This is a genomic window from Alkalibacillus filiformis (assembly GCF_030814115.1).
Classification (GTDB): domain Bacteria; phylum Bacillota; class Bacilli; order Bacillales; family Alkalibacillaceae; genus Alkalibacillus; species Alkalibacillus filiformis.
Window position 1 is genome coordinate 1 of record NZ_JAUSUP010000017.1, and the last position, 14,390, is coordinate 14,390.

General features: G+C 37.3%; 17 protein-coding genes and 1 riboswitch. Of the genes, 10 read left to right on the forward strand and 7 right to left on the reverse strand.

What is annotated here, in order from left to right:
* Positions 1–222 precede the first annotated feature (222 nt).
* The gene (gene deoD / locus J2R98_RS13585) at positions 223–930 is read right to left on the reverse strand and encodes a purine-nucleoside phosphorylase (RefSeq protein WP_146818310.1); all 708 of its coding nucleotides are present in this window, start codon (positions 928–930) and stop codon (positions 223–225) included.
* A 215-nt stretch (positions 931–1,145) separates the two neighbouring features.
* The gene (locus J2R98_RS13590; RefSeq protein ID WP_307069905.1) at positions 1,146–1,949 is read right to left on the reverse strand and encodes a VLRF1 family aeRF1-type release factor; all 804 of its coding nucleotides are present in this window, start codon (positions 1,947–1,949) and stop codon (positions 1,146–1,148) included.
* 209 nt (positions 1,950–2,158) lie between these two features.
* A riboswitch (FMN riboswitch) is annotated at positions 2,159–2,299 on the forward strand.
* 33 nt (positions 2,300–2,332) lie between these two features.
* Between J2R98_RS13590 and ribD the strand changes: the two genes are divergently transcribed.
* The 7 genes from ribD to J2R98_RS13625 all read left to right on the forward strand — a co-directional run bounded on the left by ribD (position 2,333) and on the right by J2R98_RS13625 (position 7,427).
* Positions 2,333–3,436, forward strand: a complete 1,104-nt coding sequence (ribD, locus tag J2R98_RS13595; RefSeq protein ID WP_307069907.1) for a bifunctional diaminohydroxyphosphoribosylaminopyrimidine deaminase/5-amino-6-(5-phosphoribosylamino)uracil reductase RibD — start codon at positions 2,333–2,335, stop codon at positions 3,434–3,436.
* Positions 3,436–4,089: a riboflavin synthase gene (ribE, locus tag J2R98_RS13600; RefSeq protein ID WP_307069909.1), complete on the forward strand. Its 654-nt coding sequence runs from the start codon at positions 3,436–3,438 to the stop codon at positions 4,087–4,089. Before ribD ends, ribE begins: the two co-directional genes overlap by 1 nt.
* 10 nt (positions 4,090–4,099) lie before the next feature.
* Entirely contained in the window at positions 4,100–5,287 is a 1,188-nt protein-coding gene (locus J2R98_RS13605; RefSeq protein WP_307069911.1) for a bifunctional 3,4-dihydroxy-2-butanone-4-phosphate synthase/GTP cyclohydrolase II, read from the forward strand.
* Between the two features lie 11 nt (positions 5,288–5,298).
* Positions 5,299–5,766 (forward strand): 6,7-dimethyl-8-ribityllumazine synthase, encoded by a 468-nt coding sequence (ribH, locus tag J2R98_RS13610; RefSeq protein WP_307069913.1) that lies wholly within the window; start codon positions 5,299–5,301, stop codon positions 5,764–5,766.
* A 91-nt stretch (positions 5,767–5,857) separates the two neighbouring features.
* Positions 5,858–6,064, forward strand: a complete 207-nt coding sequence (locus J2R98_RS13615; protein WP_307069915.1) for a hypothetical protein — start codon at positions 5,858–5,860, stop codon at positions 6,062–6,064.
* A 90-nt stretch (positions 6,065–6,154) separates the two neighbouring features.
* Positions 6,155–6,733 carry a superoxide dismutase family protein gene (locus tag J2R98_RS13620; RefSeq protein WP_307069918.1) on the forward strand — a complete coding sequence of 193 codons (579 nt, stop codon included), beginning with the start codon at positions 6,155–6,157 and terminating at the stop codon, positions 6,731–6,733.
* 121 nt (positions 6,734–6,854) lie between these two features.
* A complete protein-coding gene (locus J2R98_RS13625; RefSeq protein WP_307069920.1) occupies positions 6,855–7,427 on the forward strand; it encodes a YgaN family protein in 573 nt (190 codons plus the stop codon).
* A gap of 33 nt (positions 7,428–7,460) precedes the next feature.
* On the opposite strand, the gene J2R98_RS13630 is transcribed toward J2R98_RS13625, so the two are convergent.
* A complete protein-coding gene (locus tag J2R98_RS13630; protein ID WP_307069922.1) occupies positions 7,461–8,627 on the reverse strand; it encodes a MalY/PatB family protein in 1,167 nt (388 codons plus the stop codon).
* A gap of 287 nt (positions 8,628–8,914) precedes the next feature.
* On the opposite strand from J2R98_RS13630, the gene yugI reads away from it, so the two are divergent.
* The 3 genes from yugI (at position 8,915) to J2R98_RS13645 (ending at position 11,367) form a co-directional block, all read left to right on the forward strand.
* On the forward strand, positions 8,915–9,298 hold the full coding sequence (gene yugI / locus J2R98_RS13635; RefSeq protein ID WP_307069924.1) for a S1 domain-containing post-transcriptional regulator GSP13: 384 nt from the start codon (positions 8,915–8,917) through the stop codon (positions 9,296–9,298).
* A 114-nt stretch (positions 9,299–9,412) separates the two neighbouring features.
* On the forward strand, positions 9,413–10,576 hold the full coding sequence (locus J2R98_RS13640; protein ID WP_307069925.1) for an iron-containing alcohol dehydrogenase: 1,164 nt from the start codon (positions 9,413–9,415) through the stop codon (positions 10,574–10,576).
* Between the two features lie 383 nt (positions 10,577–10,959).
* Positions 10,960–11,367: a YugN family protein gene (locus tag J2R98_RS13645; protein ID WP_307069926.1), complete on the forward strand. Its 408-nt coding sequence runs from the start codon at positions 10,960–10,962 to the stop codon at positions 11,365–11,367.
* Here J2R98_RS13645 and J2R98_RS13650 read toward each other — a convergent pair.
* The 4 genes from J2R98_RS13650 to J2R98_RS13665 all read right to left on the reverse strand — a co-directional run bounded on the left by J2R98_RS13650 (position 11,356) and on the right by J2R98_RS13665 (position 14,207).
* Positions 11,356–12,360 carry a potassium channel family protein gene (locus J2R98_RS13650; RefSeq protein WP_307069928.1) on the reverse strand — a complete coding sequence of 335 codons (1,005 nt, stop codon included), beginning with the start codon at positions 12,358–12,360 and terminating at the stop codon, positions 11,356–11,358. The genes J2R98_RS13645 and J2R98_RS13650 overlap by 12 nt on opposite strands.
* A 110-nt stretch (positions 12,361–12,470) precedes the next feature.
* The gene (locus tag J2R98_RS13655) at positions 12,471–12,815 is read right to left on the reverse strand and encodes a TraR/DksA C4-type zinc finger protein (RefSeq protein ID WP_307069930.1); all 345 of its coding nucleotides are present in this window, start codon (positions 12,813–12,815) and stop codon (positions 12,471–12,473) included.
* A 12-nt stretch (positions 12,816–12,827) separates the two neighbouring features.
* The gene (locus J2R98_RS13660; RefSeq protein WP_307069932.1) at positions 12,828–13,214 is read right to left on the reverse strand and encodes a hotdog fold thioesterase; all 387 of its coding nucleotides are present in this window, start codon (positions 13,212–13,214) and stop codon (positions 12,828–12,830) included.
* A 51-nt stretch (positions 13,215–13,265) separates the two neighbouring features.
* Entirely contained in the window at positions 13,266–14,207 is a 942-nt protein-coding gene (locus J2R98_RS13665; protein WP_307069934.1) for a 1,4-dihydroxy-2-naphthoate polyprenyltransferase, read from the reverse strand.
* Positions 14,208–14,390 lie beyond the last annotated feature (183 nt).

Genomic DNA, 14,390 nt, shown 5'->3' on the forward strand with positions numbered 1-14,390 from the left:
TACCCATTTTATCCCTCCTCATTGCCCAAAATTAGATTAAATACATTGTAAGCTTTTCCAATTTTGGTGTCCAAAGGATTAAGGGGGCTTAAAAGACACGAGTTATTTATCAGCGCTCGCAGAAATTTATTGGCGCACACGAGTTATTTATCAGCGCTCCAGAAATTAGGGCTCACAAAAAAACTCTCTTATGAACTAATCATAAGAGAGTTAGAATTACACTTATTTAATTGCTGCATCTAGTGCAACTTCGATCATGTCATTAAACGTTGTTTGACGTTCTTGAGCTGTTGTTTCTTCACCTGTAATGATATGGTCACTTACTGTTAAAACAGCTAATGCTTCGCGGTTGTATTTTGCAGCGATTGTATAAAGAGCTGTTGCTTCCATTTCAACTGCTAATACGTTATATTCAGCTAATTTGTTGAAAAGTTCCATCGCGTTATCACGGTAGAAGCTATCACTTGTGAAGACGTTTCCTACACGTAAGTTTAGGCCGCGCTCTTCACCTACGTCATAAGCATTCTTAAGTAATCCGAAATCAGCAGCAGGGGCGTAATCAACACCACCGAATACCATACGGTTCATTTGAGAATCTGTTGTTGCTGTTTGAGCTAAGATCACATCACGTACTTTAACGTCTTCTGTAAGTGCACCACAAGAACCAACGCGAATTAACTTTTGGACGTCGTATTCTTGGATAAGTTCGTTTACGTAGATTGCGATGCTCGGTACTCCCATACCTGTACCTTGTACTGAAATACGTTCACCTTTATATGTACCTGTATAACCGTACATACCACGTACTTCGTTGTAACAAGTCACATCCTCTAAAAATGTTTCAGCGATATACTTAGCACGAAGCGGGTCTCCAGGTAGTAAAATCTTATCAGCGATATCGCCTTTGTTAGCACCAATATGTGTACTCATAATTAAATTTCCTCCTTAAGTGTTCTTACTTAATTAAGCTACCACAAAAGAAAAGCGCAAACAATTTATAAAACATCTTTTAGTCTTATTCATTATTTTCAATCAATTCTTCTTAAAAGTAGCTATACTACAATAAGTATTTCTTTCCTTGTTCTATTTATTTATGTAGAGAAAAATTAACGAGCCGAACAATCACTTGTCCGACTCGTTAAGCTTTACATAACTTCTTCTAATACTTTAGTTTCTTCGTGATCGAGTAAGTTTTTATTCACCTTGTTTTCAATCGGTTTGTTCATATTTTTCTCTAGTTCGTCAATTTCATCAGAACTACCGATTAAGTGAATTTCATCCCAATCATGTTGTTTTGCTAATTGATCGATTTTCGGTGCGATTGATTTATACCAACGAGAACGGTTTTCCTCAAATCGATCAGCAATTTCATCTTTTTTGGCTGATTTTGCGCCGCCTGAACCTAAGTTAGAGTCAGCGTGGTGTGGACCAACGTGTTGCTTCCAATCTTCTGTATTTAAATCAAGTTCGTATAACATGGTATCTTTAACTGAGCCTAACTCTGCATCGATTAATTTAATGTGATCTTTTTGTGTTAATACAATACCTGTTTTTGGGAATTGTTCATTTAATGTTTTCAATTGATCCAACACCGGTGCATCTTCCCAATAAAACTCAGTTTCAACTGGCATTTGCAATGTGTCAGCAAACCAAATGTCGCCTTCACCTGTTGCGAAGATGATGACACTCTTCTTAAGGTCTTTTTGGTGTTCTTCCATAAACTTTTCAACTTTTTCTTTAACTGCCCAGAAATTTCGCTTTTCATCTGAGTCGCCATCTTCTTGTAAATAGTTTTCAAAATTGTTTAATCCGTTTTTAAGGTGAATTTTCCATTCACCACCCTGTTGGTCTTGGTCGGCAAGGTCCGTATTTAAATACATTGTAAATACACGGTTTGGCTTTTCACTCTGATAATGTTCTAGTTGGTTTAATACTTTTCTTAGTTCCATTTTGATCCGCTCCTTTTCGTGTATTTATTTGTTTCATTCCCATGGAAATTTTGTTTTAAACGTTTTAGCTGAAAAAATGAAACAGGATGATAGCATAATCAATATATGTAGTTTATAATAAAATTTATAAATAAGTTTTTTGTCATTTTAAGACACAATTGCAAAAGAAAAAGTAGGAATTAAATGTATTCAGTCATCTAGATTGAGTATTGATTCTTCGGGGCAGGGTGAAAATCCCGACCGGCGGTGTTGAACCATAAAAGGTTCTCAGTCCGTGACCCGTATTCGTACGGTGGATCCCAGTGTGAATCTGGAGCCGACAGTTAAAGTCTGGATGGGAGAAGGATCAAATCGTGACCCGGTTCTATAAAGGGGGTTAACGATTGAAAGACGAACAATTTTATATGCAACATGCCATTGATTTAGCCAAATTAACGGTTGGACAAACGAGACCGAACCCTTCAGTTGGAGCGGTTGTCGTAAAAGATGGGGTTGTTATTGGTACAGGTACTCACTTACAACCAGGTCAACCACACGCTGAGGTGTATGCTTTACATCAAGCACAAGAACAGGCGAATGGAGCAACGATGTTTGTTACGTTAGAACCATGCTCTCATTATGGCAAAACACCACCTTGTGCTAAGGCAATTATTGATTCAGGGATTAAAAAGGTCTACGTCGCAACCTTAGACCCAAACCCTAAAGTAGCTGGGAAAGGTATTCAATGGCTAATAGATGAAGGTATAGAAGTAGAAGTTGGTTTATTAGAAGAGCAAGCTCAAGACATAAATCAAAAATTCTTCCACTTTATGAAACATAAAAGACCATTTGTCACGCTAAAAACGGCTGTTTCAATGGATGGAAAAACGACAGCAAATAGCGGCGACAGCAAATGGATCACAAGTATTGAATCAAGACATGACGTACATGTTCATCGTCATCAACATGAGGCAATTTTAGTTGGAAGTAAAACCGTTTTACGAGATGATCCTCAATTAACCACCCGTCTGCCCCACGGAGGTTTAAATCCTACACGTATCGTCCTCGATACGAATTTATCAATTCCATTAGATGCAAACTTATTAACAAATGATCAAGCGGATACAATTGTCGTTTGTGCTAAACAAGCTGAACACCAAAAAGAAGAAAAAATCAGTGCGATCGACCATGCTAAAGTGTGGCGAATGGATACAGAACGCATTGATATAAAAGAGCTATTACATAAACTAAAAGAAGAAAAAGTCATGAGTGTTTATGTAGAAGGTGGCTCGACGATTCATTCAGAGTTTATCCAAAAACAGCTATTCGATGAAATTCATTTATATATGGCACCGAAACTAATTGGTGGTGAGTTTAGTAAAGCTTTCTACAATCAATTAGGTTTTGACCAGGTAGAAGATTCTGTCCAAGTCGACTTTCAAAATGTCGAAATGGTAGGTCCTGATCTTAAAATTACAGCTAGACCGCAAGAAAAGGGGGCAGACTAATGTTTACAGGTATTGTTGAAGAAGTTGGAACGGTTCAAAATATAAAACAAGGTTCTGAGTCTTTACAATTAACGGTTTCAGTTAACGAAATTACAAAAGACGTTAAACTCGGTGATAGTATTTCAGTTAACGGTGTATGTTTAACAGTTACTGAGTTTTCAACGACATCATTTAATACAGATATTATGCCAGAGACATTTCACCATACCGCTTTAAAAAGTTTAACAGTCGGATCGAAGGTGAATTTAGAGCGCGCAATGCCAAGTGATGGCCGTTTTGGGGGTCACTTCGTCTCAGGTCATGTCGATGGGCTAGGTAAAATTGTTAATCGTGAGACGAAGGATAATGCTGAGTATTTCCATATAGAAGTTGACCCAGACTTAGCTAAGTACATGATGTTAAAAGGATCTGTCAGTGTTGATGGGACATCACTAACGATTTTCGGTTTAGAAGGAAATACGTTTACGATTTCACTTATTCCTCATACTCAAGACGCGACAATTTTAACGAAAAAGTATACGGGTGATCTCGTCAACATTGAATGTGATATGTTGTTAAAATACGTTTATCAATTAATGAACCCGAATCAAGAGGAGAAAAAACAAGGGTTATCGATGGAAGCCTTACGTGAAGCAGGTTTTCTAAACCAATAGGAGGGGCATTATGTTTGATTCAATACATGAGGCAATTGAAGATTTAAAACAGGGGAAAGTCGTCATCGTCGTCGATGATGAAAATCGTGAAAATGAAGGTGACTTTGTTGCCTTAGCAGAACATACAACACCAGAAGTGGTCAATTTTATGGTTAAGGAAGGACGCGGGTTAGTTTGTGCTCCAATTACGCAAGAAAAAGCTGACCAATTACAATTGGAGTTAATGGCTGATGTCAATACAGACAGTCACGGAACTGCGTTTACTGTCAGTATTGACCATGTTGAAACGACTACAGGTATTAGTGCAGCTGAACGCTCGCATTCGATTATGCGATTAGTAGAAGATGATGTTGTTCCGACAGAGTTTAAACGTCCTGGTCACATCTTTCCGTTGATTGCTAAAGATGGTGGCGTATTGCGTCGTGCTGGTCACACAGAAGCGGCTGTCGATTTAGCTGTATTAGCTGGAGGAAAGCCTGCAGGTACAATTTGCGAAATTATGAATGAAGATGGAACGATGGCAAGAGTGCCTGAATTACGTAAAATCGCTGATGAACATGATTTGAAATTAATCACGATTGAAGAGTTAATTAAATATCGTCGAATGCATGAAAAATTAGTTGATCGTGCTGTTGAAATTAACTTACCAACATCTTTTGGTGACTTTAGAGCGATTGCTTATACGAACATCATTGATGGACGTGAGCATGTTGCGTTAGTGAAAGGTGATATTACACCGACAGAACCGACTCTCGTTCGTGTACACAGTGAATGTTTAACAGGAGATGTATTTGGTTCAAACCGTTGTGATTGTGGACCACAACTGGAAGCGGCGTTAACACAAATTGAAGAAGAGGGTAAAGGTGTTCTTCTTTACATGCGCCAAGAAGGTCGAGGCATTGGCTTGCTAAATAAATTAAAAGCTTATAAACTGCAAGAGGAAGGCTATGACACAGTAGAAGCTAACGAAAAGTTAGGTTATCCAGCAGATTTACGAGACTATGGAATTGGTGCGCAAATATTAGAAGATATAGGCGTTCGCAAAATGCGCCTTTTAACGAACAATCCGCGTAAAATTAAAGGCCTTTACGGCTATGATTTAGAAGTTGTCGAGCGTGTTGGGTTAAAAATGGAACCAAATAAAGATAACGAAAAGTATTTAGCTACTAAACGAGATAAATTAGGACACTTATTTTAGGAGGATGAACAATGAAAACATATGAAGCAAACTTAGTCGCACAAGATTTAAAGGTAGGGATCGTAGTCGGTCGTTTTAATGCATTTATTACAGAGAAATTATTAGATGGTGCTTTAGATGGTTTGAAGCGTCACGGATTAAGCGAAGACAACATAGAAGTAGCTTGGGTACCAGGTGCATATGAAATACCTTTAGCAACTAAAAAAATGATCGAGAATGGCGATTATGATGCCGTCATCACATTAGGTACAGTTATTCGTGGTGCAACACCACATTTTGATTACGTAAGCGGTGAAGTTGCAAAAGGAACTTCATCAGTAAGTTTAGATACTGGTGTTCCAGTCATTTTTGGTGTATTAACAACAGATACTATTGAACAAGCGGTTGAGCGCGCTGGTACAAAAGCTGGTAATAAAGGTTATGAAGCGGCAGTAAGTGCTATTGAGATGGCGAATTTAGTAACAGAATTCAAAAAATAGATTGTCATAAAGCTGAAACATTCACATATGACTGATTAAGCTGCTTCTGTTACAATGGCAGTAACAGTGACTAGAAGTAGGTGTATGCTTTATGATGGAATTTCTATATTTTCCAGAGGATAAGACATTATATATCCCAGCTGTAATAACACTAATCATCTTTATGATTTTAGCTTTTATGTTTTATAGATGGATGGTGAAAGTTTCTAATAAAGAGGAGCAATCATTTAACGAAAGATTTCCTAATCAAAATGAACATGATCAGCAAAATCATAACGTTGATTCAAAAGAACAGTGAGTTAAAAAGGTGAGCGATTAGCTCACCTTTTTTTATTCCCAAAGTTTAAATCCATTTTATTCTAGCCATAATAGAGAAGAGGTGATGAGAATGAAGTGGGTTTACTTAGTTGGAGTTATTATCTTATTATCAGCATGTCAAGCGGAGACACAAGTGACGACAGCAGATATTATTAATACAGATTACGATGTAATTGGTGAGATTACATTAACTGAAGATGCAGAAGGTGTCGAAGTTGAAGTTGAAGTGGTTGGCTTAACACCAGGTTTCAAAGGGATTCACATCCACGAAATACCGGAATGTGAAGCACCTACTTTTGAATCAGCGGGCGGACATTGGTCAGTTGATGAAGAAGCTGAACATGGATTGATGCACCCAGATGGTCACCATATTGGTGATATGCCGAATATATTAGTAGAAGATGATGGTTCTGCGACTTATGAATATGTGATCGAGGATGCAACGTTGCTTGATGGACAAGGTTCTTTTTTTAATGAAGATGGTGGAAAGTCCCTCATCATTCATGAAGGTCCTGATGATGGGATTAGTCAGCCAGCAGGTGATGCAGGTGATCGGGTAGCTTGTGCTGAAATTACTAAAGATGATGACGGTGATGAAGAAACAGATAACCCAGCTGAAGGTGAAGATGACGAGGAAGAGGAAGAGTAATTAAATTATAGAAACCACTAAATTTGTGCTCGCAACAGATTTAGTGGTTTTTTCAGATTCTCCACAATAAACTGCTGGATATTTATGTTAACATGGAAGGAAAGGGATGAGGAGAGATTTTGTGTATAGGTTGTTATTACTTTTAAGTATGATGACATTACTTTTAGTTGCCTGTAATGATGGTTTAGAGGAGAATACGATCAAACACGTTAAGTTATCAGATATAGAACGATCAATTTCAACAGTTAGCTCAGATCAAATGAGTGTTCATGAATTTAATGTTAGTGAAGAGTATAATTGGTTAGAAGTGTGGGTCGAAAAATATGTTGATGGTGAATTAGTGGATGATGATTTCAAGTTTTCAAAGGGAGTTGAAAGTGGAGGACACATCATCTTTTCTACTGATCGAGATGACAATTTTTCATTTAACATCGGCATTACGAACAATGGATCAGTCGGGACGAGTCATGGTCATGATACCATTTCGGAAGACCGAGAAGTTTCATCGTTTGGTTGGACTATAAACGATGGAATGGCAATTAGTGAAGAGGAGCTACCGTTAGCTGGAAAATTCTATATAAATGAAGGTCAAAGTATGGGCTTCCGAGCTAATACGTTAGAAGAATGGGATGACTATAAAGACGATTATGATATTGCTTATATAGTTAAAGCTCGATTCACAAATGAAAATTAGTACCCGCTTATAAACTTAAGCGGGTACTTGTATTTATTCACTAAACGCTTCAACTATTCGTTTCGTTGCTTCTTTTACTGTTTCAGTCGGTGCAGCGATATTAATACGCATAAACTGGTCACCATCATCTTTACCAAACGTTACACCGTCATTTAAACCGACCTTTGCTTCATCATTTAGTTTGGATTTAATCTCTTTATGAGCGTAGCCAGTTTGACTAAAATCTAGCCAAATTAAGTAAGTTCCTTCAGGCTTAATTGGTTTGATTTTAGTGTGATTGTGTAATTCGCTGTCTAAGTGATGATAGTTTTCCTCCAATAACGGAATTAGTTCCTCTAGCCATTCATCACCGTGCTGGAATGTAGTCTCCATCGCCACATAAGCAAACGTGTTAAGTAAGCCAAATCCTTGCTGACTTAATTGCTTTTCTAGCTGTTTTTTTAGCTCGTTGTTAGGGCTAATGACGAAAGAGCCTTGCAATCCTGCAACATTAAATGTTTTAGATGGTGCCATTAACGTAAACGTAATGGCAGAGATTTGTTCATTCAGTTTGGCGATTGGTGTATGTTTGTGTCCATTAAAAACAATGTCAGCATGGATCTCATCTGAGAACAAATATACATTATATTTAACACATAAAACAGCTAGCTGTTGAAGCTCTTCTTCTGTCCAAACTCGACTCACAGGGTTGTGAGGACTACATAATATGAAAGCTTTCGCCCCATCTTTAAACTGTTGTTCAAGCTCCTCAAAGTTCATTTTATATCGTCCATCTTGTAGTTGTAGCGGACTTTCTACAAGTTCTCGCCCGTGGTTTTTAACAACTGAGAAAAATGGCGGATAAACAGGAGGCTGTATAACAATTTGGTCTCCTACCTCAGTAAATGCTTGAACAAGTGCATGTAAAGCTGGGATAACCCCAGGTGTAAAAGTGATTTGTTTTGAATCTACTTCATAATCATGCCTTCTTTTAAGCCAAGATTGAATGGTTTCTAGTAAATGATCGTCATGAGTCGTGTACCCATATATATTATGTTCGGCACGTTTTATAATAGCATCTTGTAATGCTTTTGGCGCAGGTAAGTCCATGTCTGCGACCCACATTGGAAGAATGTCATCACTTCCAAACAATTTTTCTCTAAATTCGTATTTTGCTGCACGTGTATTTTTACGATTGATGGTTTGCTCGGATAACTTCATCTCGTATCCCCTCCATATTCTTATCGTACACTTAAAAAAGGGCAAAAAAAAGGCAAAGTGTTCAGCACTTTGCCAAAGGGGGAATACGAGAAAGTATTACACTAATAGTAATAACCATATTGAAAATTTATAAACCTGTTTTTAAAATAATTTTTAAAATTAAGGTCAAAATGTAATTGTGTAGCGTTCAAAAGCAGACTTCTAGTCAGAACTGCTTTTGAATAAAGAAAACCAGTATGTTAAAATACGTAACGGTATAACAGAATACTAGTGGGAGTTGGATAAAAATGACTAACGTAATTGAACAAGGACAAGTTGTTGAAGGAAAAGTAACAGGAATTAAACCTTATGGTGCTTTTGTAGAAATTGGTGAAAACCTACAAGGTTTAGTGCATATTTCTGAAATTACTCATGGATATGTTAAAGATATTAATAATCACCTTAATGTAGGTGATGAAGTTAAAGTTAAAGTCATTAATGTGGAAGAAGATCGTGGTAAGTATTCTTTATCTATTCGCGCGACAGAAAAGAAGCCTGAGGTTCAATCAAAGCCTAAACAACCACAACAGCCAGTTCAACAAGATAGTGACAACAACGGTTTCAATGTTTTAAAAGACAAACTTGAAGAGTGGATTGAACAATCTAAAGATCGCGAAACTTATCGCAATTAATGCGAAGTGACCGCCTACATGAGTAGGGGGTCACTTTTTTTACTTAAGTATTTCTTTTGCGAAATAAAACCCTATCCGACATAATAATAGGAGAGGAAAGAAAGGAGCATTCAAATGGAGAATTTTATATTTCATAACCCGACAAAATTAGTATTTGGAAGAGGACAATTAGAACAGTTACCATCTTTAATTCCAGAAGGGGTTAAACGCGTTTTAGTTACGTATGGTGGAGGTAGTATTAAACGAAACGGTATCTATACGAACATTATGAAAAAGCTAACAGACAATGGTTATGAACCGTTTGAATTAGGAGGAGTAGAGCCTAATCCACGCTTAACAACAGTTAATCAAGGTGCTGACTTATGTAAAGAAAACGATATTGACTTTATATTAGCTGTTGGTGGAGGAAGTGTGATCGATGCTGCAAAAACGATTGCATCAGCAGCTAAGTACGACGGAGATGCTTGGGACTTAGTGACCAAGAAGGCACAACCTGAGGATGCACTTCCATTAGGTACAGTACTGACATTAGCTGCGACAGGTTCAGAAATGAATGCTGGAGCTGTGGTTACAAATTGGGAGACTAATGAAAAGTATGGTTGGGGCTCCCCATTCTCATACCCAGTCTTTTCAATTCTAGATCCTGTGCATACTTATTCGGTTCCAGAAGATCAAACGGTATATGGTATTGTTGATATGATGAGTCATGTTTTAGAACAATATTTCCATACACCGACTAATTCACCTGTACAAGATCGAATGGCTGAAGGGATATTACGTTCAATCATTGAGGCTGCGCCAAAACTAATAAACAACTTAGAATCTTACGAGCATAGAGAAACGATTATGTACGCAGGTACAATGGCCTTTAATGGAATATTACAAATGGGTTATCGTGGTGATTTCGCGACGCATAACATTGAGCATGCTGTTTCAGCTGTGTATGATATTCCTCATGCTGGTGGATTATCGATACTCTTCCCAAATTGGATGAAGCATAATTTAAGTGTTGATGTATCTCGATTTAAACAAATGGCAACACGTGTCTTTGGTGTTGATCCTACAGGGAAGTCTGATGAAGAAACAGCCTTAGAAGGTATTGACCGTTTAAGTCAGTTTTGGAGCTCATTAGGTGCACCTACTCGTTTAGCTGATTATGATATTAATGATTCTAAACTCGAATTAATGGTTGATCGCGCGATGAAACGCGGTCCATTTGGTAACTTTACTAAATTACACGAAGAAGACGTAAGAAAGATCTTACAAATGTCTTTATAATTAAGCAAGAGGTTGAGACAAAAGGCTTGGAGTGTGATTAAAACACGAACAATTGACATTTCAGCTTAGTTGAGCAGTCATATAGCGGAATCAAAATGCGGAGACTCCTGTGGGAGCAAAGGCCTGGGTGAGACCCCGCAGTGCGCAGCAAGGGAGGCTCACCAGCCGCCCACGGAAAGCGAAGCATTTTGATGGAGCGAAGCTAAAAGATAAACCCGAACGAAGTCAAAAAGGTGATTTCATTCGGGTTTTGTGTTTTACAATCAGTTCTGTCTCAGCCTATTTTCATATTCAAAGCCATTACCATTTCTTTTTTTAATGAAATCGAAAAAAAGCGTACACACTATGAGCAACAAAAAATAAAAAAAGATGGTGATAAAGTTATGATTACATTGAATTCAGGAATTGAAAACCAAGCGTACTCATTTGAAGACATAGAAAATATTTTAAGCAGATTTGACTTTATGGTTGGTGGTAACTGGGAATATGACCATGCTTACTTTGATCATAAATTAGAGCAAGATGATGAGGCTTACGCTTTCATTCGAATCCCTGTTACAACTGAAATTGGTACAATCGGTGAAAAAAATGCTCATGTAAGAGTAGGAAAACCGTTTGTATTAGTCCACAAATATGAAGCAAATATTGATCATCAAGGTGATTCTGGAAACATTCAAGCTACTTTTAACCAGTTCCAAGCACCTGAAGACCCTGACGCTGAAGTAGATGAACAATATGTTAAGCAAGCAGAGGATGTAATGGTAAAAGTCGAAAGAGCCTTATTGCAGTAGCTCTTTCGTCACGATAATGCGATCTTCTGCTTGAAACTTATCATCTGAAGGTGGGTTGATAATCACTTCTTCATTACGAATGTAACCTATTAAAAGCTTGCCGTTTTCTTTTGCCTGATGGGTTAATTGTAAGACGGTTTCATCAACCCATTCTTCTTCCACTTTATGAACGATGAATTGTTGCTGTGATAATAGTGACATGACGTAATCAAATGCTTTTACATATTCATGTCCTGTTAATTCATGATAAAACAATGTGCTAGTTGATTCGTTCGTACAAATAACCTCGGTAGCTCCTGCTCTTTTAGCGTTCGACTTTTGATTCTCTGTTAGTATTTCAACTAAGATGGGAATTCGGTGGTTCAACCCTCTTGCAGTAATAACAACTAAAATTGTGTGTATGTCTGCTTCTTTTTCCACTTTTGATTGGTCAGCTGTCACAATTATTTTTTTAGCTTGTTTTAGATTAGCATTTTCCCAAGTTTGATCAACAGATGGATCACCGTGTATAAAGTGTACATTTGAATCATTAACAGGGTCTGTTTGTAATGTTTCATCAATTAGTACAATCTCTACTTGGTTTTGATATTGCGAATCGATTAAATGAATGAGTTTACGTGTTCTTTCGTTCCAACCGACTATAATAAAGTGCTCTTCACCATGAAAGGATACTTGACCACTTTTATAGTCCTCTTCTCTTTTAATTGCTCCACTCGATAAAGTAACCATATAAAACGTTAACAAACCTCCCCCTGCTAAGATAAGTAAAATCGTCATTAATTTTCCTATTGTTGATTGGGGTACAAAATCACCATAACCAACTGTAGCCCCAGTAATAAAAGCAAACCAAATACCTTCAAAAACCGTCTTAAACTCATTTGGCTCAATTAAATGCATGATGAAACCGAAAATTAGCATTATAGTAAGCACGGTGAGTAGTAGTCTTAAGAAAATCGGGATTTGAAAGTATAACCGTAAAAAACGATAAACCACATAGTTCACCTCAAGTCTCTATCTAGCTACATTATTTCCTTTCATTAACATTTTTATTAGTTTTATTACGAAATAAAAACACGTGAAAGTTTCACGTGTTTTGAATGAATTTATATTTTATAGCGTGCTGTTGGCATTGCTTGTAGACGTTCAAATGGTATTGCTTCACCAGTTTTTTCACAAATCCCGTAAGTGCCTTCTTCCATTTTTTCTAAAGCATGATCAATTTCTTTCAGTTGCTCTTTGGCACGGTAATAAAACGTTGTGTCTTTTTGTCTTTCGTACAATTCCGTTGCTGAGTCTCCTGGATGTTGGTCGTCTACTGAATTCAGCTCACCAACAGATTCTTCAAATAATGCTGGAGAATCTTCAAATTCTTCGATCTGGTCGACTAATTGTTCACGTTCTTCAAGCATTTCTGCTCGTAATAGACTCCACAGTTGTTGCTCTGACATGATGCCACCTCACTATTTTGTTCGTTCAACGACACCTATTGTACACCGTGAAGTGGAGATTAACTGTTCATTTTCATCGGCTATGTTAATTTCCCAAACCATCGTCATCTTCCCAATATGAACAGGTTTTGCAGTTGCATATACGAACCCTTCACGTTTGCTTTTGACGTGGTTCGCATTAATTTCAATTCCAAATACATTGTATTTCTCTGGGTTAATATTGAGGAAAGCCCCTAAACTAGCGGCAGATTCGGCTAATGCTACAGAAGCTCCACCGTGTAAGAACCCCATAGGTTGGTGTACAGTTTCATTAACAGGCATCGTTAAAACGACTTGATCTTTCGTTGCTTCTTTTACTTCAATGTTTAACGTACTGAAAAGCGTGTTATTTAGATCCATTAATGATCCTCCTTTATAATTTGTACAACCGACAATGGAGATATTCTTTTTTTAAATAATCCAAGTAAATAAATGTTCTAATAAGAAACTGATACCATAAAGCAAGCCGAACTGTGTATTCATTTGTGCTGTAAATTTCATGCCTGGCATCATTTCTAAAGGCGTGTTGTTTTGTTTAAACGTATTGTAAGCCTTAATTGCTTTCGTTGCACTTAAAAGTGTAATGACTGCCCATATTGGAAGTAATCCCATTATCATAAAAATAGCGCTTAGAACATAAGTACTGATGAAAAATAAAGCTAAAACACGTATTGCATTGTCTCTTCCAACTAAAATGGCTAACGTTTTTCTACCGCTTTCTTTGTCATTATCTAAATCACGAATGTTGTTAGAAAGTAGAATTGCTCCAATTAGTATGGCAGGTGGAAGTGATAATAAAATAATTCCAGTCGTAACGGTTTCTGTTTGGATATAATAACTAATACCGATAATCACTGTACCCATGAAAAAGCCTGCAAATAGTTCACCAAAAGGTGAATAAGCAATCGGGTATGGTCCGCCTGTATATAAATAACCGAATAACATCGAAATAATTCCGATTACTGCAATCCAGAACGTTGTTTCAATACAAATGTAAAAGCCTAATAAGACGGCAATGCCATAAAATATAAAGGCAAGGTTACGGACTTGGATTGGCGGGATCCCATCTCTTACTATTGTTCCACCAATACCGACTGAATCTTCTGTATCAAGCCCCTTTACATAATCATAATACTCATTAAACATATTAGTAGCCGCTTGAATTAGCATAGAAGCTATTAACATAGCCAAAAACAAGCCGACGTGAATGGATATATACATACTAGCAGCGACAGTACCAATAAAGACTGGGACAAATGAAGCTGTTAGTGTGTGTGGCCTTAACATACGCCACCATACTTGGAAGCCCGGTTTTTCCCCTAGGGCTTCTTGAACTGATTGATCTTTACTCATTCTGTCATCCCTCTCTGTTTTAACGTACTAAAATAAGTTTAGATAAAGGCCTGACTTGTGTCAATGAGAGTATTTTGTGTTATTCTTGTCGTTTCGTAAAAAAAGTCATAAAATGAAAGGTAGACATTTTATATAGGTGGTTGAAGACGTTTATTTCCTATATTTATATAGTGACTTATGCCG